This is a genomic window from Okeania sp. SIO2C2 (genome assembly GCF_010692625.1).
In the GTDB taxonomy this organism is placed as follows: Bacteria; Cyanobacteriota; Cyanobacteriia; order Cyanobacteriales; family Microcoleaceae; genus Okeania; species Okeania hirsuta.
In genome coordinates, this window is record NZ_JAAHGM010000037.1 from 18,052 (window position 1) to 40,593 (window position 22,542).

General features: G+C 36.7%; 18 protein-coding genes. 15 read left to right on the top strand and 3 right to left on the bottom strand.

Going from position 1 to position 22,542, the window contains the following annotated elements; translation table 11 throughout:
- Positions 1-82: 82 nt before the first annotated feature.
- The 11 genes from F6K18_RS24155 (at position 83) to F6K18_RS24210 (ending at position 11,760) form a co-directional block, all read left to right on the top strand.
- Positions 83-1,300 (top strand): M20 family metallopeptidase, encoded by a 1,218-nt coding sequence (locus F6K18_RS24155; RefSeq protein WP_287524873.1) that lies wholly within the window; start codon positions 83-85, stop codon positions 1,298-1,300.
- Positions 1,301-1,984: 684 nt separating this feature from the next.
- Entirely contained in the window at positions 1,985-2,635 is a 651-nt protein-coding gene (locus tag F6K18_RS24160) for an SH3 domain-containing protein (protein ID WP_287524875.1), read from the top strand.
- 266 nt (positions 2,636-2,901) lie between these two features.
- Positions 2,902-3,126 carry a DUF433 domain-containing protein gene (locus F6K18_RS24170; RefSeq protein WP_287524877.1) on the top strand — a complete coding sequence of 75 codons (225 nt, stop codon included), beginning with the start codon at positions 2,902-2,904 and terminating at the stop codon, positions 3,124-3,126.
- Positions 3,127-3,420: 294 nt separating this feature from the next.
- Entirely contained in the window at positions 3,421-3,963 is a 543-nt protein-coding gene (locus F6K18_RS24175) for a flavodoxin domain-containing protein (RefSeq protein WP_287524879.1), read from the top strand.
- 1,112 nt (positions 3,964-5,075) lie between these two features.
- On the top strand, positions 5,076-5,963 hold the full coding sequence (locus tag F6K18_RS24180; RefSeq protein WP_287524881.1) for a metal ABC transporter permease: 888 nt from the start codon (positions 5,076-5,078) through the stop codon (positions 5,961-5,963).
- A 213-nt stretch (positions 5,964-6,176) separates the two neighbouring features.
- Complete coding sequence (gene lnt / locus F6K18_RS24185; RefSeq protein ID WP_287524882.1) at positions 6,177-7,727, top strand: apolipoprotein N-acyltransferase; 1,551 nt, start codon at positions 6,177-6,179, stop codon at positions 7,725-7,727.
- Between the two features lie 430 nt (positions 7,728-8,157).
- Positions 8,158-8,298 carry a hypothetical protein gene (locus F6K18_RS24190; protein WP_287524883.1) on the top strand — a complete coding sequence of 47 codons (141 nt, stop codon included), beginning with the start codon at positions 8,158-8,160 and terminating at the stop codon, positions 8,296-8,298.
- A gap of 173 nt (positions 8,299-8,471) precedes the next feature.
- Positions 8,472-8,597 (top strand): hypothetical protein, encoded by a 126-nt coding sequence (locus F6K18_RS24195; RefSeq protein ID WP_287524884.1) that lies wholly within the window; start codon positions 8,472-8,474, stop codon positions 8,595-8,597.
- 86 nt (positions 8,598-8,683) lie between these two features.
- Positions 8,684-9,133 (top strand): extracellular solute-binding protein, encoded by a 450-nt coding sequence (locus F6K18_RS24200; RefSeq protein WP_287524885.1) that lies wholly within the window; start codon positions 8,684-8,686, stop codon positions 9,131-9,133.
- A gap of 53 nt (positions 9,134-9,186) precedes the next feature.
- On the top strand, positions 9,187-9,393 hold the full coding sequence (locus F6K18_RS24205) for a hypothetical protein (RefSeq protein WP_287524886.1): 207 nt from the start codon (positions 9,187-9,189) through the stop codon (positions 9,391-9,393).
- A gap of 348 nt (positions 9,394-9,741) precedes the next feature.
- Positions 9,742-11,760 (top strand): ATP-binding protein, encoded by a 2,019-nt coding sequence (locus tag F6K18_RS24210; protein ID WP_287524887.1) that lies wholly within the window; start codon positions 9,742-9,744, stop codon positions 11,758-11,760.
- Positions 11,761-11,904: 144 nt separating this feature from the next.
- Here F6K18_RS24210 and F6K18_RS24215 read toward each other — a convergent pair whose 3' ends face one another.
- A complete protein-coding gene (locus tag F6K18_RS24215; RefSeq protein WP_287524888.1) occupies positions 11,905-12,096 on the bottom strand; it encodes a hypothetical protein in 192 nt (63 codons plus the stop codon).
- On the opposite strand from F6K18_RS24215, the gene F6K18_RS24220 reads away from it, so the two are divergent.
- On the top strand, positions 12,095-12,847 hold the full coding sequence (locus F6K18_RS24220; protein WP_287524889.1) for a cobalt-precorrin-6A reductase: 753 nt from the start codon (positions 12,095-12,097) through the stop codon (positions 12,845-12,847). The genes F6K18_RS24215 and F6K18_RS24220 overlap by 2 nt on opposite strands.
- A gap of 277 nt (positions 12,848-13,124) precedes the next feature.
- On the opposite strand, the gene F6K18_RS24225 is transcribed toward F6K18_RS24220, so the two are convergent.
- Positions 13,125-13,676 carry a hypothetical protein gene (locus F6K18_RS24225; RefSeq protein ID WP_287524890.1) on the bottom strand — a complete coding sequence of 184 codons (552 nt, stop codon included), beginning with the start codon at positions 13,674-13,676 and terminating at the stop codon, positions 13,125-13,127.
- Positions 13,677-13,945: 269 nt separating this feature from the next.
- A complete protein-coding gene (locus F6K18_RS24230) occupies positions 13,946-17,356 on the bottom strand; it encodes an ExeM/NucH family extracellular endonuclease (RefSeq protein ID WP_287524891.1) in 3,411 nt (1,136 codons plus the stop codon).
- Between the two features lie 1,352 nt (positions 17,357-18,708).
- Between F6K18_RS24230 and F6K18_RS24235 the strand changes: the two genes are divergently transcribed.
- The 3 genes from F6K18_RS24235 (at position 18,709) to hpnH (ending at position 22,483) form a co-directional block, all read left to right on the top strand.
- Positions 18,709-19,758, top strand: a complete 1,050-nt coding sequence (locus F6K18_RS24235; protein ID WP_287524892.1) for a Fe(3+) ABC transporter substrate-binding protein — start codon at positions 18,709-18,711, stop codon at positions 19,756-19,758.
- A 311-nt stretch (positions 19,759-20,069) separates the two neighbouring features.
- Positions 20,070-20,681: a hypothetical protein gene (locus F6K18_RS24240; protein WP_287524893.1), complete on the top strand. Its 612-nt coding sequence runs from the start codon at positions 20,070-20,072 to the stop codon at positions 20,679-20,681.
- A gap of 773 nt (positions 20,682-21,454) precedes the next feature.
- The gene (gene hpnH, locus F6K18_RS24245; protein ID WP_287524894.1) at positions 21,455-22,483 is read left to right on the top strand and encodes an adenosyl-hopene transferase HpnH; all 1,029 of its coding nucleotides are present in this window, start codon (positions 21,455-21,457) and stop codon (positions 22,481-22,483) included.
- Positions 22,484-22,542: the final 59 nt, after the last annotated feature.

The window sequence follows — 22,542 nt, forward strand, 5'->3', positions numbered from 1 at the left end:
TTTCACACAAAACAATTTTGAACACCGTGTAGACGGTGGGGTATTAAACCTATAAGGGAAATAATAACTCAGTATAAAAAGTATGGTTTCAACTATTCCGACCTCAAATTCTGTCGCTCAATCTCAACTGCGTCCAGAAATTAGAAAACTACAACCTTTGTTAGTTGAATGGCGACGACATCTCCATAAAAGACCAGAGCTAGGTTTCAAAGAATATTTAACAGGGGAATTTATTTGCCAAAAATTGCAAGAGTGGGGCATCGAACATCAAAAAGGAGTTGCTAAAACAGGTATCCTCGCAACTATTGACAGTGGTAAACCAGGACCTGTATTAGCTATCAGGGCAGATTTAGATGCTTTGCCAATTCAAGAATTAAACGATGTGCCATATAGGTCAATACATAATGGTGTGATGCACGCCTGTGGCCATGACGGACATACAGCGATCGCTCTAGGTACTGCCTACTATCTCGCTACCCATCGCCAAGATTTTGATGGGATCATAAAAATCATTTTCCAACCTGCCGAAGAAGGACCTGGAGGCGCTAAACCAATGATTGAAGCGGGGGTATTGAAAAATCCTGATGTGGATGCCATCATTGGTTTGCACTTGTGGAATAATCTACCCCTCGGCACAGTAGGAGTCCGCAGTGGTGCTTTAATGGCAGCTACTGAAAGATTTAATTGCACAATTTTGGGTAAAGGTGGGCATGGAGGAATGCCTCATCAAACTGTAGATTCTGTGGTAGTTGCAGCTCAAATTATTAATGCTTTGCAAACAATAGTAGCTCGGAATATTAATCCTATAGATTCAGCGGTTGTGACGGTTGGGGAATTAAATGCAGGTCGGGCATTTAATGTGATTGCTGATACTGCCCGAATGGGTGGTACTGTACGTTATTTTAATTTGGCTTATCAAGATTATTTTGCTAAACGAATTGAGCAGGTTATTGTTGGAGTTTGTGAAAGTCATGGGGCGAATTATGAATTTAATTATATTCCTCTTTATCCCCCGTTAATTAACGATCAAAAAATGGCAGATTTGGTTAGAAGTGTGGCTGAATTATTAGTAGAAACTCCTGCGGGTGTTGTACCAGAATGTCAAACTATGGGTGGTGAGGATATGTCATTTTTTCTGCAAGAAGTACCTGGTTGTTATTTCTTTTTGGGTTCGGCAAATGCCGAGAAAAATTTAGCTTATCCGCACCATCATCCTAGATTTGATTTTGATGAAACTGCTCTAGGAATGGGAGTAGAAATGTTTGTGCGTTGTGTGGATAAGTTTTGTAGTCAGGGATAATTTTTTTGTAAGCATTCAGCATTCAGCATTCAGCATTCAGCTATCAGTTATCAACTTATTATCTGAGAAGGAGAATTCAAAATTATGTTTGCACAGCATTCCGTAGAAAAGAAAAAGGTAACAAGGTAACCTTAGTAAGTTCTGTACGTTCATGCATCTGTTTGCGTAGTCCGTAGGAAATGCTAATAGCTGTTTGCGCAGCATTCTGCAAGAAATGCTTACATTTATTTTTGCTCGAATAACGTTTTGATTTTTAACCGGATTTTTATGAGAAAGTCCGGTTTATTTAATATTATGTTTACTGTAATATAGCGCTACGCACAATTAAAAAAGGAGTGCGTAATTATGAAGTCTCTTTGTTACTTTTCTTTGATACCAGGCGTGTTCAATATTTGTTACAAGTATTTAAGCTTTTACTACATTCTTAAGCTGGCTTAAATTCCTTATTTCCCTGTTCTTGAGTTGATAGGTTTATTGGCGGAAATAAGGATTTTTGTTAACTTAGTAAATCTCCCTTGTAAAAATTTTTATTTATATTAAAATATAAAAAATAGAAAGATAACGCTACTTAAAAAAAAAAGATGTTTTTATCTAAATAAAGTATTAAGAATAATCAAAACATCTGAAATATAGACTTACATAGTCAGTAGCTAAACTTGTGATTACAAATAATTCAGAATATTTATGAAAAATAACATCAAGCAAAAGCTAAATTACCTAAGAATATTAACAATTACTTCTCTATCTTTATTAGGAAGTCAAATACCAACTATTGCCATGGCAGACCAGTGGACTCTATGGGTTAAGCAGAGCAATGAAATATTACTTGCTCAACAACAAGTTTGTCAGCTTCAGTCTTCACCAGCAGATAGTCGTGCAGGTGTAGATTTCCGAGACCAGCCAAATGGAGGTAGAAATATTGCCTTTTTTAATAACGGTACTTCTGTAACAGTCATCAATAGGTCTAATGATGGACAATGGACACAAGTAACTGGACCGAATAATTCTCAAGGTTGGGTATATACTCCCTATCTGCAAAATTGCAATACACGCTCTGCCTCACAACTACCCGATACAGGAGATAGAACAGGTGGAGTACCAGTAGGAACAATTTGTCAGGCAATAGGTTCCCCCGAATATCCGAATATTCCAGTGCGAGATTTTCCCAATGCCAAAGGTTATAATATGCCGTTCAATTTTGCTAAAAATACTCAACTGAGAGTTACTGAACCACCAGCAGGACAAGAGTCTCAGTCAAAGTGGGTTTATGTTCAATCAGTACAAACTCCTCAACAAATGGGGTGGGTATGGAGACCTTATATTCAATGTAATTAAGTTAGCTAAGTAATAGACATCTCCAGAAAAGAGGGAACAGAGAACAGGGAACAGGGAACAGGGAGGAGTAATTGATAATTTCTAGATAATAATTGATTTTATTTTTAATTTTTGGAGATGTCCAATTTATAAGAAGGTCTGACGGTCAACAACAACGAGCATTTTTGGTACGGTCATTGATTAAGGAAGCCGATATTTTTTGTTTTGATGAACCGTTTGTTGGAGTTGACTAGAAGACTGAAAATATTATTTTTGAGATTTTTCATATGTCAGAATTGCTGAAAAGAATTACGATTAATCCCAGACAGTGTGGTGGTCGCCCTTGTATCCGAGGTATGAGAATTAGGGTATCAGATGTACTGGATCTATTTGCGACTGGACTGAGTGCCGAGCAAATCTTAGAAGAAATGCCCGATCTACAGACAAATGATTTACAGGCAGCACTTCTATATGCCTCCCGTAAACTTAATCATCCCGTGCTAGTCGTATGACAATTTGGGTAGATGCACAATTGTCGCCTGCGATCGCAACTTGGATTAGCAACACTTTTAGAAAGTTGGTTTCTTTTCAGAATCTCTAAAGCAAGTTGCTTAATTATTACAGAATGCTGACTTGTTCAAGCAGTTTTTTAGGAGGTATTTCCAGGGAACCATATTCAGAACAATTCTTGATATCATTGTATATAGGGTAGAACTAGGTCAAATTTATCAAATTTATCCCCTACAGATCCCTGTGCCTTTATAATTTTTCTTTCTGTCCATAATATTGTCCAAGGGATTTCTAATATGAAGAATATTCTCATCCTCTACGCTACTAGAGAGGGGCAAACGGAAAAGGTAGCAGCACAGATTTCTACACATTTAAAAAAAGCAGGTGCAAGTGTACAACTCACCAATGCCCAAGATAAAACGGCAACGGAAAATATCGATCTAGAAGCTTTTGACCTGCTTGTTTTTGGAGCCTCAATGCACGCCGGAGGTCTAGAAAAAGAGTTGGTTACTTTCATTAATAGTTATCAAGAACAAATTAAACAAAAGATTCGATCATTTTTCCTAGTGCTTCTTAGCGCAGCTACTAAAGACTCAGAACTGAGAGCTAAGTGGCTTGAAGATGCCCGAAAAAAGATGGACGAGCAAATACAAGTTCCATTTCACGATGTTGAAATGATTGCGGGGGCATTGATGTACTCAAAATACTCCTTTCCACTCAAATGGATAATGAAACGCATCGCCCAAAAGGCTGGAGAAGGAACTGATATATCGAAAGACTATGAGTATACTGACTGGCAGCAAGTTGCGCAATATTCGGAAAAACTAATGAAGACTTAATACAGTAGCGCGTCTAGCTTAAAATTATAGGTAAAGCCAATCAGTGAAAAGTTCTTACTGTTAAACTTTTGCCTTTTGACCCTGCAATAGAGCTATATACAAAAGTTGGGGGTGTGCGGTAAGATGTCCTACACTTTGATATTGTAGTAATATCATGTCCGGTAGCATCGTTTGTGTATAAAATCAAGGTGACAATAGGATAAAACCTTCTGCCTCCTGCCTCCAGCATAGCTGCCTTCCTTCCACCAAAGTCTAATTATTCAACCGGACATGATATAAAACATGATGAGTAATTTTTTAGCTTCAACAGTTGATTTCAGATAACGAGGTGCTGCAACGGACAGCTATTCTACTGCACTCCATTGCCGCCGGTGAGCTTGGGTTTTATTTCAACAAACAATATTCGTTTCACCTAATGAGCGATCGCTTGAAGTAATTCCCATTTGTTGTAATTGTTCTCTAAATATGATATAATTTACATCCTTTCTACGCTTCAGTTTGTTGTTGAATCAGTCTCAGAATTTTTGCTTCATCAAAACCATTAGTGGGACTTACACAAAATCCAGCCAGAAAATAGGCTCAAATACAGACGGGAAGAGGCTTTTACGTCAAAAAGGTATAAATCCTGATTGAAGAAGGAGACAGGAGACAGGAGACAGGAGACAGGAGGAAAATTACATGGGGATTCGCTCCCCCAAGTAATGCGTGAACACCCCCGTTGACGGTGGGGTATTAAACCCACAAAGAAAATGATAAGCACAGGTTCTAGCCTTTTTTAAGGCATCGACGTAATTCCCAACTCTTGACTGACTTTGAAGCATTTTTCCTACAAAAAAATGTCTAAGTACCATTAGTATCGACTACATTTGCTTCAGATTTAGCATCTAAACCTAAAACTTCTATTACTCTATACGCAATAGGAATTTTTACTCAAATTATTCCCAGAAAAAATCTTTCTATCTTTTTAAAATTAAAAATTCAAATTTAATTTATCTCTATTGCTCTATACGGAATAGGAATTTTTACTCAGATTATTGTCCAAAAAGTAGAAACACTACAAACACCTTAAAATCAAAATAATCAAACAGACAAAATAGGAAAAATTGACACTAATGTTAGAAACATTACTCGAGCCACTACAATATAGTTTTATGCAGCGATCGCTCTTAGTAGCAGTAATAGTTGGGATTATCTGTGCGGTAGTAGGTAGTTATTTAATGGTACAAAGATTAGCTCTATTGGGAGATGCCATTAGTCACTCAGTTTTACCAGGATTAGCTGTTGCTTTTTTAGTAGGGGCAAATATTTTTATTGGAGCATTTATTGCCGGAGTAATTAGTACTATTTTAATTAATTTAATTAGGACGCGATCGCCAATCAAAGAAGATGCAGCAATGGGGATAGTTTTTTCTGCCTTCTTTGCACTAGGAATTACACTAATTACAATTATTCAGAAAGATAATAAAATTGACCTAAATCATTTTTTATTCGGCAATATTCTCGGCGTAACTATTGGGGATGTGAGAGATACATTAATTATTGCTGCGATTGTTTTATTAGTAGTAGTATTGTTGTATAAAGAACTATTATTTTACACATTTGACCCCCTCGGCGCTCAAGCAGTAGGTTTACCTGTAAATTTATTAAATCTGGGGCTAATGATGTTAATTGGTTTGACAATTGTAGCCAGTCTTAAAGCAGTGGGAGTAGTGTTAGTTTTGTCTTTATTAATTACACCAGCAGCCACAGCTTATCTATTAGTTAAAAGATTGTATCAAGTAATGATTTGGGGGGTAGGAATAGGGGTTTTATCGAGTATTAGTGGAATGTATATTAGCTACTTCTATAATTTACCATCAGGTCCAGCAATTGTATTAGTATCATTTGGGTTATTTATATTAGCTTTTTTGTTCAGTCCTACTCAAGGAATTTTAACTTATCCAACATCAATTTCTAGTCAACCCTCTATTTGGCGGGAGTTGAAAAATTTAATTAAGTAAATTTGATTTCTCCTATAGCAAGGAACGAGTTGGTTAGGACATAGATTAATGATGAACCTTAGATACAGAAATACTTTTCCCACTATTGCCTCTCTAAGTCCGCTACTAGGTGCGTCTGTCGGCGACACGGGGTCGCACCGCTTTTGCCTGTTCCCTGCTATAACTACTGACTACTAAAAACATCTTAAGTATTTGTAGCAAACATTTATAAAAATGATATTATTCATAACATTTATTAGTGGCATTTTTATGGGAATGACCACAGCACCAGTAAACGCATGGTTTCTCGGATGGGTAGCTCTAGCTCCTCTGTGGGTGTTAGTAATTCAACAAGAAAAATACTTTGATAAATTTTTATTAGGTTTAGTTTGGGGAGTAGGTTATCACGGTGTAGCTTTATTTTGGATAACCGGAATTCATCCCATGACTTGGTTAGGAGTTCCTTGGTTAGCTAGTTTAGCGATCGCTATATTTTGTTGGATTTTTATCACTCTTTGGGGAGCAATTTTAGTTGCTATTTGGGCTTATTTATTTGGGGTTTTAACTCCTACATCTTTCTCAGAGAAAATATTCTCATTCGCCAGAGTTTTATTAGGTATAACTTTATGGTGTTGTTTAGAGAAAATCTGGAGTTTAGGAAGTCTTTGGTGGACTTCTTTATCTTTGACTCAGAGCAACTATAATTTAGTAATTTTACACCTTAGTCAATTATCAGGACCAATTACAGTTACGGCAGCTATTATTACAGTAAATGCTTTAATTGGGGAAGGCTTCATTAAAGCAAAATTGCCACAAAAAAAAGTTGATTGTTGTTTCTTCCTTCTTCCTTCTTCCTTCTTCCTTCCAATTGCAACTTTTCTATTTTTCCACATAGTAGGATTTAGTCTATATAATATTCCTTTAAATCCAGATTCAGAAACAGCATTAAAAGTGGGAATTATTCAAGGTAATATTCCTAATGAAATTAAGTTCAATTCTACCGGTTGGTATCGTGCTGTGGAAGGTTATACCACAGGATATAAAAAATTAGCAGACCAAAATGTTGATGCTGTATTAACACCAGAAACAGCTTTACCTTTTTTGTGGACAAATCAAAATAATCGTAGATTCCTTTCTTTTTATCAAGCAATTTTAGACAAAGAAGTAGTAGCTTGGGTCGGTGGTTATGGCAAACAAGATAATAATTTGACTAACAGTTTATTTACTATAGATAATACAGGAGAAATTTTTAGTCGTTATGACAAGATTAAATTAGTACCTCTAGGAGAATTTATTCCTTTCAATGAAGTCTTAGGAAAACTAATAGATAGACTCTCGCCTTTAGACGCTCATTTAGTACCTGGAAAAACAGACCAAATATTTGAGACACCCTTTGGCAAAGCAATAGTTGGAATTTGTTATGACTCAGCTTTTTCCCAAGTATTTCAAAGACAAACCGCAGCAGGGGGAGAATTTATTTTAACAGCAGCTAATAATGCTCATTATAGTTCTACAATGCCAGCTCAACATCATGCTCAAGATGTAATGCGGGCAATTGAAACTGATAGATGGACGGTACGAGCAACTAATACAGGTTATTCTGGAATTGTAGACCCTCACGGTAGAACAATTTGGCTATCTGGAATTAATACTTATGAAACTTATTCAACCACAATTTATCGGCGAAATACCCAAACTTTATATGTAAAATGGGGTGATTTGTTAACACCAATATTAGTGATGGGGGTAATTTTAATAAAAATAATTATCTGGTCAAAAATATAACAGAAGTAAGAAGGAAGAACATTTAGTTATCTAGAAGAACATTTAGTTATCTAGAAGAACATTTAGTTATCTAGAAGAACATTTAGTTATCTAGAAGAACATTTAGTTATCTAGAAGAACATTTAGTTATCTAGAAGAGAAGAAGGAAGGTTGATTATTGATATTCCGTTGTTTTAGATATTCTATAAGTCAAGAGTAGTAATGGCAGTTGCTATCAAACAATAATTAATCAAAACAAATGAATAAAAAATTGTGGATATATATATTTTAACAAGTAGGTATTGATGCTTTAGCAGCAGGTAAACCACCTGATATTTTTTTCTCTAAAAAAGCAGAACATACTTTAATTCCTCAATGGGCATCAGAAGGAAAATTAGTAGATGTTTCAGATGTAATTAAACCTATAAAAAATTTATACAGTGATACTGCTTTGAAATCTGCTTATTTGTACAATATATTATGCTGTACCATTGAAGAAGGAGACAGGAGACAACCCACCCCTAACCCCTCCCAGGAGGGGAAAGACAGTAGACAGGAGGAAAATTACATGGGGATTCGCTCCCCCAAGTAATGCGTGAACACCCCCGTTGACGGTGGGGTATTAAACCCACAAAGAAAATGATAATGCAGGAAACTGTCCATATTCACTACTGGCATGATTTAATTCGTGATGCTGGTCTAGGTGAATAAAGACCAAAACAATGGAATGATTTTTGGCAATTTTGGCAGAATGCACAAAAAGTTTTGCCTCAACAAAATGACAGTAATATTTATGCTTTGGGTTTGCCCATGTCTATCGATGCTTCAGATAGTTATGTTATATTTGAACAAATTTTGGAGGCCAACAATTTACAAATAGTAGATAAATAGGGCAAATTACAAGTAGATAAACCAGCTATAAGACAAAAAATAATTGAAATTTTAGATTGGTACACTAGCTTTATAAAAATGGATATGTGCCACCTAATGCAGTTAATTGGCTAAATTCTGATAATCATACTAATTTCCTCAATCGCGAGACTTTAATGACAATTAATTCAACTATGTCAATTCCTGTATATCAAAAAGAAGACGAAGAAATTTACTTAAATCAAATGAGAACTATAGAATTTCCAAATAATCCTAATGGAGACAAACCTAGATATTTAATATCTATTAAACAACCTATAATTTTTACATCTTCTGCTAATTCTAAGCTAGCGAAAGAATGTTTATCATATCTAATACAAACAGATAATTTAGGACTTTACATTAAAGGTAGTAAAGGTCGCTATTTTCCGTTGAAGAAGGAGACAGGAGACAGGAGACAACCCACCCCTAACCCCTCCCAGGAGGGGAAGACAGGAGGAAAATTACATGGGGATAGTCAACGACCTGCCGCTCCGCGTCTACGCTCCCCCAAGTAATGCGTGAACACTCCAGTTGACGGTGGGGTATTAAACCCACAAAGAAAATGATTATGCCTCAACTATGGGAAGAACAATTTTGGCACGATCAAAAAGACCCTCATATTTCCGTAGCATCTCAACAGTTTGCTGAAGGTCAAACTCACTTATTTGATAATTTTGTAAACCATGTTTATTCTCAAGTACATATAGAAAATATTTGGAGTAAGGCGATGCAGCAAATTCTAATGGAAATTTGCGATTTTACAGCTTCTGCTTAGGTTCTGTATGTAGTCTTACCGACAGTTCCCCTAACTAATACCATTTCTCAAAAACTTTTCTACATTTTCTTGAGTAGAGGAGTAGGGTAGTAGGGGAGTGGAGGAGAAGTAAACATAAGAATAATTAAAATTAACTTGACTCAAATTAACAAAAAAAATATTTTACCTGTGTTAATTACTTAATGAATGAAGTGTTACCTAAGTATAGCATTACTTTTAGGAATTGGTATAACTACTTCTTTCAAAAGAGAAAAATTTTAGATGAAAAAATGAGGATCTAGAATCATGTATTTCTGGAAAAAAAGCCTCCTAATTCAGATTGTAGGTTCTTTTTTAATATTGTCGCTAATGACAATATCAATTGTCGGATATACAACCTTTAGTCAAGCAAGAGCATCTTTAAAAGAATCAGTATTTGAACGCCTTAGCTTTGCTGCCAAACTTAAAGAAAATGAACTTAATCGTTGGATTTTAGACCAATGTAAAAATATCTTAGCGATTGCCGAATTACCAGAAATTAATCACCAAGCAAAAATCTTACTAACAACCAAAAAATCTACATCAGAATATAAATATGCTCAAACCTCACTGCAAACTTCTTTAACATCTTTTACCACTAATATTGACAGTTTACAAGAAATTTTTATCTTAACCAGAGATGGTAGAATTTTAGTTTCTAGTAATCCTAATAAAATCGGCAAATATCAACCTATAGTACAATATAGCGAAGTCACAAAACCTCTCACAGATAACTTAATATCAAATTTTTACCTCTCTGTTGAAATAGGTCAACCAATGATTAATTTTGCTACTCCTATTCTAAGTAAAAATGGTAAACAATTAGGAATGTTAGCTACCAATCTTAACTTGGAAAGAATTGATACTATTATTCGCAAACAATCAGAGTTAGGAGATACTGTTGAAACCTATTTAGTGGGGAATATTGGTAGTAGTTTATCAAAGAGACATGCATTAGTTTCAGCCACAAAATTTGGTTCTGAAGAATTTCCTGATGGTATTGAAAGTGATGCTATTAATGCTGCTATGAATGGTAATAATGGCAAAGGGTTATATCAAAATTACAAAAGTGTGCCAGTAATTGGTGTTTATCGGTGGCTAAAAGAACACAATTTAGCATTACTAGCAGAAATACATCAAACAGAAGCATTTGCACCTGCTCGTCATCTAGCTACTTCAATTTTATTAGTAGGTTTGATATTAGCTTTAGTAATGGCAGTAGTTATGTTGTTATTAGGCCATCAAATTGTACGACCAATTTTAGCGATCGCTCAGACAGCTAAATTAGTAAGTGCAGGGGATCTAACCCAGAAAGTACCAGTAATAACTAAAAATGAAATTGGTTTCCTTGCCCAAACTTTTAATCAAATGATTCAACAGTTAAAAAATTCATATCAACAATTATCTGATTACAGTCATGTTTTAGAAACTAAAGTTGAGGAAAGAACCCAAGAATTAACAGAAAAAAATGCCGCTCTAGAACAAACTCTTCAAAAATTAAAAGAAACTCAAGCTCAATTAATTCAGAATGAAAAAATGGTGAGTTTAGGTCAGTTAGTTGCCGGAGTTGCCCATGAAATAAATAACCCTGTTAACTTTATTTACGGCAATATTAAACCTGCTAAAAATTATGCTGAAAATTTACTAGATTTACTCAAGCTTTATCATCAATATTATCCAGAACCAGGAGATGAAATCACAGAAAAACAAGATATAATAGACCTGGAATTTATCCAAGAAGACTTTCCTGATTTGCTTATTTCCATGGAAGAAGGTTCTAAAAGAATTAAAGAAATAGTTTTATCCCTACGAAAATTTTCCCGTCACGATGAATCTCAGCAAAAACAAGTTGATATTCACAAAGGTATTGATAGTACCTTACTAATTTTGCAAAGTCGCCTCAAGCCCAAAATCGGATTTCCCAAAATTAACATTATTAAAGAATATAGTGATTTGCCATTAGTCAGATGTTTTGCAGGTCAACTTAATCAAGTTTTTATGAATATAATAGCTAATGCTATTGATGCTTTAGAAATGTCTTGGGAAAAATCAAATTCTCTATTTTGTAATATTCAACCCTATATTAAAATTCAGACTAAATTTATAAATAAATATTGGATTGCTATCCATATTACTGATAATGGAATGGGAATGCCAGAAGAAGTGAAAAACCGAATATTTGACCCGTTTTATACAACAAAACCTGTGGGTAAAGGTACGGGTTTAGGATTATCTTTAAGTTATCAAATTATAGTTGAAAAACACCAGGGAAAATTTTACTGTAATTCCGTAGTCGGTCAGGGTACAGAATTTGTGATTGAATTGCCAGTTGTTGATTTTAGGGAGTAGGAAGTAGAAAAGAAGAAAAACAATTGTACCTCAGTAATATCATGTCCGGATAATTAGTGATAAAAAAACTTTCTCCTTCTCCTCCTCTTTGTTCTTCTTTATCATTTTCTTTGTGGGTTTAATACCCCACCGTCTACACGGTGTTCAAAATTCCCAGGGATGAAATCCCCATGTAATTTTCCTCCTGTCTCCTGTCTTTCCCCTCCTGGGAGGGGTTAGGGGTGGGTTGTCTCCTGTCTCCTTCTTTATTTCCTCCTGACTCCTGAGGACTGACTCCTGACTCCTAAGAAATATCCTAGCTATTTGTAGCAAAAACTTATCAATTTGGTATAACATGACAAAACAAAAACGAGTGCTGATTTTGGGAGGCACTGGAAATGGATGGAAACTGGCAGCTTTAGCTACTACAATACCGGGGTTAGAGGTAATAAATTCTCTGGCAGGTCGTACTCGTCAACCTTCGATCAAATTTACCCATACGCGAATAGGGAGTTTTGGTGGTGTGCCAGGGTTAACAGAATATCTACAGGCACAACAAATAGATTTGCTAATTGATGCAACTCATCCTTTTGCAGTACAAATTTCTTGGAATGCAGCGATCGCAACTTCAGAATTGAATATTCCTCATTTGATGCTCATCTCCCCACCATGGGAAAAAACAGAAGGCGATCGCTGGGTGGAAGTTGAAAATAAGCAAACTGTTATCGACATTTTACCAAAATTAGCCCAACGAGTATTTCTGAGCATCGGTCGTCAAGAGTTAACAAGTTATGCTCATCTCCAAAACCTTTGGTTTTTAATGCGGACTATAGATCCACCTAAACTGAATACCTTACTACCCCCGGGAAAACTATTGACTAAGCGTGGACCTTTTTCCTTATTAGAAGAGCGGTCGCTTTTACAAAAATATAATATTGAAGCGATCGTTAGTAAAAATAGTGGTGGCGATGCTACCTATGCTAAAATTATTGCGGCGCGGGAATTAGGTATTCCAGTAGTAATGATCCAACGCCCTCCTCTTCCTGATGGAAAACAGGTAACTGATGTAGAAAGTGCAGTTTCTTGGCTCAGAATTTATAGTGATTGAGTCTTTTCTGCTTCATCAAACTAATACAAAACGTCATGTTTTGACATCTTCTAAAACTAGAATAGGGATGCTCCATCGAACACCCCTAAATTCTTGTTTATTAGACATAGGCGTGAAAAAGATATAGACTTTTTGTAAAAGTAGGGAATAGGGAACAGGGAAGATGTTTTTAGGAAAAAAACACAGAAAATTATTTTTTGAGTTATTACACTCTAGTTTATAGCAAATAAAGGGCAAGTTTATTTTCACCAGATGTCTATTAGATACTTTGAAAAAATTATGCTGCATCTTTTGATGATGATGTTTTTCTATTTTTCAAAACACCACTACAACCAGCAGTACCTAAAGCTAATAAACTGAAAACAGCAGTTGGTTCAGGTGTAGATACTGGGATATCTGGACGTAAATTGTATGCAATGTCTCCTGCACCTGCTCCTTGTCCAGGAATATTGTATGCAAAGAAAGCTTCACTAAGGTCAAAGAAATCTGCTATAAAAGAGAATTCAGCATCTGTCTCAAAATTCAATCCCAGAAAGTCACCGTCAAGAAATACAACTTTAGGAAAACCATCAGTTTCAGTGTAGTTAACATCCAGAAAATCGAAACTGAGTTCTGATACAGATAAAAATTCTTCACCTATTCCTGTTAATGCAGAATCATCAAATTCAAAAAATCCAGAGTATGTTTCACCATCTAAAACACCTGAATCTATACTAACTTCAAAATCATAAATAATTGAAGCAGCATTAACAGGATTAGTATTAATTACAGCGAGGCCAAGAACTACACTTGTAGCAACGAAAGATAACTTTTGAAAGATGTTATTCATGGTTTTATTTAGTAAAATAATGTTTGTTGGTTTCGTAGATTTAAAAGTTGTTAAACACCCTATAACTTCTAGAATATGGTGGAAAAATTGCTTATTTTTTTACTAATGTACAAGACTTTACTAGCAATGGCAATAGTGATAATACTGATGTCTGAAAGAAAATTAAGATGCAGTAATTGAGTGAAAGAACTTAAACTTTGAGTTTTTTTCATAGTCTGAAGATTCAGAGAAAGAGCGATCGCCTGAGTAAGCGATCGCCATCATATTCACTAGGTTAGCTCAGGTGGAACTATATCTGGAAAAATGAAATTTTCTGGATTATTCAATTCCGCAGGATTAACATCTTGCACTAACAAGAAAGAGCGAGCGCTACCAGCACCAGCAGCACCATCAGGATCGATAGTCAGGATAGTATCTGCAACACGAGAACGTAAACCAACATAACCATCAGCAATGGGGTCTACTCCAACAAAACCAACACCATCCAATACTCCAGCTAGGTCAATTTTATCGCTACCTACTTCAAAGTCGGCAATGATATCCCCTGCATCTACAATGCTAGCGTAAACGAATGTATCGTCACCACCGCCACCAGTAAGAATATCTCGATTTCGGAAACCAGTAATAGTATCATCGCCATCGGTTCCAATCAAATTATCCCGACGCCGAGTACCCTCAATCACTTCTCCAGGAGTTGAGCTTTCCAAATTCAAACCAACTATTATGGGGTCGTGGTCGGAATTGCGGAATGGATCTTGACCGTTGAACAGGCTTGGATCGCGTCCGAAATCAAGATTATAATCAAGAGCATCAGGTTCGTCAGCATTAACGCGCCATTCTGTAGCTCCTGTTACCTGGGATAACAGTGACTGATTAGCTAAAGCATAGTCCAGATAGCCAAATTGACCATCAAATACGAAAGAGTAAGCGTCACTGCCAACAAATTCCTCAATTAGGTCTGTGTAACCTTCTGCTTCCAAGAATGTAATTGGGTCTTCCTGAGCATAAGCATTCAGGTCTCCTACAATCAAAAAGTCACTATCTCCACTTCCAGTAGGGTCAGTCTCTAACCAAGCATTTAGAGCTTCAGAAGCTCGTAAACGAGTACCATTGAAGTTACCCTGGCCGTCACCCGCATCTGCATCGTCACCAGTTCCAGTACCGCCTTTAGATTTAAAGTGGTTAACAGATACAGTCAAGCGTTCGCCTGTAGCTAGTTCTTCAAAAGTGACAGCAAGAGGAGCACGGTTAGTATCCTCTCCATCAAATACTGTGCCACCTAAACCAAGAGCAGGTAGATCGGAATCTGTGAGAACTTCCACAGTTGTTCCGGGAGCAACTTGAACGCTGTCGGTTTTGTAAATTGCACCAACAGAAATGGCATCACCTGTATCCACAAAAGGAACGCCCGGATCGATATAAGCATAAGTCCCTGCACCGACTCGTTCGTTAAGCTCATCAACCAATGTCTCAATAGCAAACTGACCGTCACCGTTTTGGTCTCCACCAAATTCGTTCTCTAACTCAACCAAACCGACAACATCTGCATCAAGATCTTCCAGAGTTGTCACCAACTTCTCAACTTGACGGTCAAATTCAGTCTGGTTATCAGCACCACGAGGAGAAAGACCGTTAGGACCGCTACCAGGATTACCTGTTTCATCTAGAGTAGTAAAGAAATTGAGAACGTTGATACTAGCAACTTTCAAATCTCCGCCAACATCTTCAGGTGTTTCTGGACGAGGATTAGTTGCTTGGAAATCTACAGGGTTAACAGGTTGAATTCGGTAGTCCCCAAAACCAAAACTGAGAACACCAGAGAGATTATCAACAGTATCGCCACCCCGCAGAGTATTGGTAGAACTGAGAGGGTTGCCACCACGGCCATGAATAATTGTACTAGGGTTCTGAACAGTTTGACCATCATCAAGAACAATGCGTCGGGTAGCGATCGCTTCTTGATAAGCTGCAAAACCTGCTGCATCTGGAGCATTGAAATCAGTAAATTGTTCCAGACGACCGTCAGTTCCAGGTTCATTACTAGCTCCATCAGAGGATAGGACGATTTCACCGAAGCGGTCTAAGTTGAAATATTCAGTGACAAATAGGGTATCGGGAATTGTTATTCCCATTCCCTCAAAAGCTTCTAGATCGTCAACTGTAGTCACAGGGAAGTTTACAGTAGCAGGAGTTGGTAAAGTATCTGTACCTTGAATGGAAACAGAGACATCAGTTAGTTGAGTCAAACCAAAGAATTCATCTACTGTTCCTGTAACCTCAACAACGTCTCCAATATTCACGTCTACAGCGGGAGAGTCACCATCAAAAATGAATATACCCTCAGAAGTTAAAGGGTCGGTATCAGCATCAGCATCTTCTTCTTGAATAAAGAAACCGTTCAAATCTCCATTTGTTCCGCTAGCACCATCCTGGTAGTCTCCCACAACAACCGCTTCAATAGTTACTGTTTGACCATCTAGGATACTGGATGCACCACTACCTTGAATTTCGTGGATAAAGGCTGAAGGTCCTGTTCCTCCGCCTCCACCACCACCATTGTCAAAGGTTCCAGCAGTAGGAGTATTTTCTGCACCTAGGAAGAAGTCACTAATTGCAAAGTCACTAACTGTATCTGTATCGACTCCATCGGTGACTCGACGGGCACCAGCAGGGAAAAATGAACCATCTGGACCGATAACAGGAGCATCAAAGAAGAAGGTATCCTCTGCGCCACCATCTGTAAGAGCAACAGTATCGATAACAACTTCGCTACCTGTAACAGAAGTACCAGAAACGCTAGTGGTTTCAACTAGAGCTACTGTAAAACTACTATTTTCTAGGAAGTTGCTGCTGATATCAAGATTTGGAGCAACTGCATAGTTATTTGCTAAACCTATGGGGTTTCCAATTAAAAAAAAACCATTGTCGCCAATAACATTAGTAGAGTCGAAATTAATCTGACGGTCAATTGTACCAGAATTTCCATTGTCTCCCTCCACAACAATTAAACTTAAGCCATCCAATGATGTACCTGGTGTACCAAATATTTCGATAAATTCAGTGTCGTCTGTTCCAGTATGGCTAGCGTACACTTCATTTATGACTAAATTAGAGTCACTACCCCCACTTACACTGAAAGGGTTTGTTGGCATTGTCTGTCTGGTGCTATTGCTTCCAGACCAATTAGAATTATCGCCGAGCGCTGCTAGTAATTCTGCTTGGGTACCAGAAGTGATACCTGTATAAACGGCATTGTCAATTTCGTCTAAAGCTACTGCTGTTTCACCATTGACTAAACCTGTGGGTAGGGCAGATGTATTGGGACTCGTAGAGTCAGACTGCCATACTCCGGGGTTGCCTTGACTGTTGAGGCCATAAATAAAGGTAGGGTTGCTACTATCTCCTTGATAAGCAATAATTTGGTCGCCATCGACTGAGAATGCAATACTACTGACAGTAGGATTAATTATTGTTCCGGCAGTAATATCTGTGGGTGCTGTCCAAGTAAAAGTGCCTTCATTAGCTCTGAAACTACCAGCAGCTTGCCAACCGTTATCGGTAAAATTAATTTCTGTACCTGCACCAATATCTACTAATGGTGTAAAGGCAAATTCATCTGGGTTATCAAAGTTAAAGCCAATAATGGCTATATCTCCTGATGATAGTGTAGTTGCAGCCATTTTTATTTCCTAATTAATTTGACGATCCGTTAATGTATTTGACTAATTAGTATTGGTTTGATAATTCTTTGTGATTTATTCTCATATGTGAGTCATATTACACACAAAATTAAGATATTATCGGCGAGCTGATGCCCAACTTCTTAGTAATTTGTAAGTTACTTAATTAATCTAAACAAATGTCATCCAATCTTGGGTTAAGTCTAAGTTAAGAACTAGATATCTTTGTAGAAACTTTATATTACCTAACAGTTTTGTGAAGATTGTGTAAAGTCAGTCTAGACAAGGGAATTACGTCGATGCCTTAAAAATGACTAGAACCCGTGCTTATTCAGGATTTATGCTTTTTTGACGTTAAAGCCTCTGCCCATCTATATTTGAGCCTATTTTTTTACTTTATTTTGTGTAAGTCCCAATAATAATATTATGTCTGGTTGAATACTTATAAATAAGGGAGTAGGGAGTAGGGATAACAGGGATATTTGCCCTCTGTAAGAAAATAGGTTTTTTCATCACTAATTATCCGGACTTGATATTATTCCTAAACGTTAATAGAAAATGCTGATATTGGCAGAGAAACAGGTGGTATCTATAAATGTCAATTTACCTCCATTTTCTGAGATACTGACGCAACGCTGTGCGAACCCACTAACTAATACCAATTTCATAAAATATTGCAAAGCGTGACGACACAGGGAACACTTAACTGGGAACAGGGAACAGGGAACAGGGAAAGAAAAACATAAATATTAAATATTAAAGAGGAAAAAAGGTGGAAATTTGAGAATTTATGGAATTTATAATTTTTTCTTTTAGGAATAAATCACAAATTAAGATGTAACTGCCTTTGCGTGAATTTGGTATAATACAAGGGTTTTGCGCTGCTTTAGCCGATCTTTAAGTATTATTACTGAATTCGGCTGGCTGAAACCAACAGGGTGTCAACTTCTTCAGCAAGCCCTAAGTTTTCAAGAATGTCTATTAAAATCAGACACTTGTCATAAAGCCAGGCTGCTTTCTATAAAATTTCTCAGTATAGAAAAATAAATTAATAACTACTTGACAAATATATTTAATTATGAGATAAAACAAATTTGTGAGTAAAACTTAAATAGTGTCTGGAAACAATTTATACATTGTCAAAGTCACTGTCAAAGTCACTACTTATTATAGATAAAATCAGGTCAAATGATCGCAAGTTTTCAAAGGTAGAGTCTAATTTTCTATAAATTAATCCTGATAAAGGATAAAAATTATCAAGAATAAATTGCAATATCATTAAAATTAATCAGCGAAAATTAAGTGATTAGCGATACCTAATTTATCGATCAAAAACGAGGAGAAAATTGAAAATGAAAATTACTAGACGTATATTTTTAGCAACAGGCACAGCAATGGCAAGTGTGGCGATCGCCGAACTTGGTAAAAGTAATCAAGGATTAGCCCAAAGTGGCGCGATAAATCTCTATTCTTCTCGCCATTACGACACTGACCAAGCTCTCTACGACAGTTTCACCAAAAAAACTGGCCTCAAAGTTAATCTAATAGAAGGCAAAGGAGATGAGTTAATCGAACGTATCAAAAGCGAAGGTGCTAACAGTCCTGCAGATGTTTTTATTACAGTAGATGCAGGTCGTCTGGGACGAGCTGAAGAAGCAGGAATCTTGCAACCCATTTCTTCATCTACTCTCAACAGTAAAATTCCAGCCAATCTCCGCAGTCCGGAAAACCTATGGTTTGGTTTCTCTAAGCGGGCACGGGTAATAGTTTATAATAAAGACAAAGTTAAACCATCTGAGCTATCAACTTATGAAGACTTAGCCACAGATAAATGGAAAGGCAAAATTCTGATTCGTTCCTCCAATAACATTTATAATCAGTCCTTAATAGCATCTTTAATTGAAATTCATGGAATATCAGACACAGAAAATTGGGCAAAAGACTTTGTTAGCAACTTTGCCAGACCTCCAGAAGGAAATGATACTGCTCAAATAAAAGGTGTTGCTGCAGGTATCGGTAATATTGGTATTGCTAATAGTTACTATGTAGGCCGTTTAGCAAAATCTGACAAAGCAGAAGACAAAGCAGTTGTTCAGAAAATAGGAATGTTTTTCCCTAACCAAAATGGGCGGGGTACTCACATTAATATTAGTGGTGGTGGCGTAGTTAAAACTGCCCCTAATAAAGAGGGTGCAATTAAGTTTCTCGAACATTTGGCCAGCCCAGAAGCTCAAAAAATATTCTCTGAGGGTAACAATGAATATCCTGTAGTTGAAGGTGTAGGTGTTCCTAGCGTGTTGACAACCTATGGCAACTTCAAGAGCGATTCTATGAATGTTGCTACTTATGGCAAGTTGAATGCTGAAGCGATTAAATTAATGGATCGTGTGGGCTGGAAATAGTAACGATAATATCATCAGGACTTACGCACGAAGCACGAAAAAGTAGCGTTTGAGATTGCTTTCCGTCCCGGAATGCTCCGCAAACCCTGTGGGTTGCAATGACGGAAATACGTTTTACTGCGTAAGTCCTAGATTATATCAAATCCGGTAGCATTGGTATAATTAGATAGTTAATTAGGAGTCAGGACTCAGGACTCAGGAGTCAGGACTCAGAAGGGAAGAGAATTTAGAAAGATTTGTTAATGGGTGAAGATGAAAATTTTTTTTATACCGAATTAAACGGATTGGATATTATTTAATGGAGAAAAACAATGACTCGTCAGCCATTACTTGATCCTAATCGTTCTTATACTTTCAGCAATTATTTTGAGTTGGGATTTACGGTAGATGATTTGGTTGCTGAATTTGGTTATTCATTTGAGCGAAAATTTCTCACTTTACCACAATATCCTGATGAATTAGACCGAATCACTGATTTAAAAGAGCGTATTGAGGAGATATTACCTTATGTAGATTTAGAGAATGAGGCTACCCGTAGGGAAATGCTCATTGCGCCCATGATCTCAGATTTAATTTATTATTCTCACGCTAAGTTAAGAATAGAATATTCCATTCAAGTTGATAACAGATTGCAAGGAAAATTAGATTACTTGTTACGTTCGACAACGAATTTGATTGTTATTGAAGCTAAACAAGCGGATATTAATCGAGGTTTTACTCAATTAGCGACGGAAATGATTGCCCTCGACCGATGGATCGACTCTCCACAAACTGAAATTTTAGGGGCTGTAACTACTGGTAATATTTGGCAGTTTGGTGTTTTAGATCGTCAAGCAAAATCTATCTGTGAAGGAATTAATCTTTACCGTGTTACTGAGGAATTGGAGGTTATAATCAGGATTTTATTAGCTAGACTTGTTTGAATGGATGGGTTTTTGGGATTTTCAGGACTTACGCATGAGGCAGGAAAAACGGTAGTTTGGGGAGATGAGGGGATGGGGAGAGTGGGAGAAATTAAAAAATATATATCCTCACCATTACTATGCAGGACTACCCGAAAAACTAGGATTTGAGATTGCTTTCCGTTCCGGACTGCTCCGCAAACCCTGTTTTTCGCGATCGCGAAAAATAGAGGTTCTATTGAAATTGAATATGAACAGGACTTACTCAAAGACGCTATATGTAGCTTAGTATTTTGTGCCTACACTAGAGAGCTGAGATATAATTTTCTGCGTTCCCAGATAAATAGGACTTCCATGCCAGTGACAATATTCCACGACTTGTCTTAACCTAAATTATCAGAAAGTGTAATGACCAACTACACAAAATCTCTAAATTATTAGAGAATAAAATTATTCTTTAGTCCCCAGAAAACATGAGTTTTAATTATATTGACTATTGCCAGTATTTATATCATGTCCGGATAATCAGCGATCAAAAAACTTTCTCCCTTTGAACCTTTCTTTCCCTTCTGCCTTCTGACTTCTGCCCTTTGCCCTCTGCCTTTCTTCTCTTAATGATATAAGTAATAACTATTAGACATCTCCAATAATAAAAAATCAAATTAATTATGGCACATAAATTATCAATTCTTTCCCCCTAATCCCTACTCTCTAATCCCTACTCCCTACTCCTTCTTTTCTGGAGATGTCTATTGTGTAAAAATAAATAGATTACTTACATTAAGATGTTATTCATGGCAATTCAACTCCAACAAGCTCTAGAAGTAGGAAAATATCTCCTGACTCAACGTCTCAAAGGGCGTAAACGTTTTCCCCTAGTTTTAATGCTGGAACCTCTATTCAGATGTAATTTAGCCTGTCCTGGTTGTGGAAAAATTCAGCATCCGAAGGAAATACTCAAGCAAAACCTCACACCTCAAGAATGTTTTACTGCTGTAGAAGAATGTGGCGCTCCAGTGGTTTCTATTCCTGGAGGCGAACCTTTATTGCATCCACAAATTGCTGAAATTGTGCAGGGGTTAGTCGATCGCCAAAAATTTGTTTATTTATGCACTAATGGTTTGTTACTTGAAAAGAATATAGATAAATTTAAACCTTCTCCTTATCTAACTTTTAGTATTCATCTTGATGGTTTACAAGCAACTCATGATAAATGTGTTGACCGACAAGGAGTGTTTGAAATAGCAGTTAAAGCAATTCGCGCTGCTAAAGCAAAAGGATTTCGAGTTACTACCAATACTACTGTATTTGAGGGAACAGACCCGAAACAAATGCAGGAATTTTTTGATTTTTTGGAAAGTTTAAATATTGATGGAATGATGATTTCTCCTGGTTATAGTTATGAGTGGGCACCAGACCAGGAACATTTTCTCAAACGCCAACAAACACAGTTATTATTTAGAGAAATTCTTGCTCCTTTTAAAACTGGTAAAAAGAATTGGAATTTTAATCATAATCCTCTATTTTTAGATTTTTTGATGGGAGAAAAAGATAAAGATTATGATTGTACTCCCTGGGGTAGTCCTAGTTATAGTGTGCTTGGTTGGCAGAAACCTTGTTATTTAATGAATGAAGGATATTATGCTACTTTTAAAGGACTTTTAGAAGAAACTAATTGGGATAATTACGGTTATAAAAGTGGGAATTCTAAATGTGCTGATTGTATGGTTCATTGTGGTTATGAACCGACAGCAGCAATAGCAGCAATGGAGTTAGAAAATATTCCTCAAGTTTTGGGTTCTTTGTTGAAAATTGGGGGTTAAATAAAAGTTATTGTGTCTACGCTCCGATTTTTTGGCAGTTGTAGGGATTAGGGTAAACT

Excerpts from the sequence above, each read along its gene's own strand:
- F6K18_RS24155 (WP_287524873.1), top strand. The coding sequence starts at position 83 with ATGGTTTCAACTATTCCGACCTCAAATTCTGTCGCTCAATCTCAACTG.
- F6K18_RS24160 (WP_287524875.1), top strand. The coding sequence starts at position 1,985 with ATGAAAAATAACATCAAGCAAAAGCTAAATTACCTAAGAATATTAACA.
- F6K18_RS24170 (WP_287524877.1), top strand. The coding sequence starts at position 2,902 with ATGTCAGAATTGCTGAAAAGAATTACGATTAATCCCAGACAGTGTGGT.
- F6K18_RS24175 (WP_287524879.1), top strand. The coding sequence starts at position 3,421 with ATGAAGAATATTCTCATCCTCTACGCTACTAGAGAGGGGCAAACGGAA.
- F6K18_RS24180 (WP_287524881.1), top strand. The coding sequence starts at position 5,076 with ATGTTAGAAACATTACTCGAGCCACTACAATATAGTTTTATGCAGCGA.
- lnt (WP_287524882.1), top strand. The coding sequence starts at position 6,177 with ATGATATTATTCATAACATTTATTAGTGGCATTTTTATGGGAATGACC.
- F6K18_RS24205 (WP_287524886.1), top strand. The coding sequence starts at position 9,187 with ATGCCTCAACTATGGGAAGAACAATTTTGGCACGATCAAAAAGACCCT.
- F6K18_RS24210 (WP_287524887.1), top strand. The coding sequence starts at position 9,742 with ATGACAATATCAATTGTCGGATATACAACCTTTAGTCAAGCAAGAGCA.
- F6K18_RS24220 (WP_287524889.1), top strand. The coding sequence starts at position 12,095 with ATGACAAAACAAAAACGAGTGCTGATTTTGGGAGGCACTGGAAATGGA.
- F6K18_RS24215 (WP_287524888.1), bottom strand. The coding sequence starts at position 12,096 with ATGTTATACCAAATTGATAAGTTTTTGCTACAAATAGCTAGGATATTT.
- F6K18_RS24225 (WP_287524890.1), bottom strand. The coding sequence starts at position 13,676 with ATGAATAACATCTTTCAAAAGTTATCTTTCGTTGCTACAAGTGTAGTT.
- F6K18_RS24230 (WP_287524891.1), bottom strand. The coding sequence starts at position 17,356 with ATGGCTGCAACTACACTATCATCAGGAGATATAGCCATTATTGGCTTT.
- F6K18_RS24235 (WP_287524892.1), top strand. The coding sequence starts at position 18,709 with ATGAAAATTACTAGACGTATATTTTTAGCAACAGGCACAGCAATGGCA.
- F6K18_RS24240 (WP_287524893.1), top strand. The coding sequence starts at position 20,070 with ATGACTCGTCAGCCATTACTTGATCCTAATCGTTCTTATACTTTCAGC.
- hpnH (WP_287524894.1), top strand. The coding sequence starts at position 21,455 with ATGGCAATTCAACTCCAACAAGCTCTAGAAGTAGGAAAATATCTCCTG.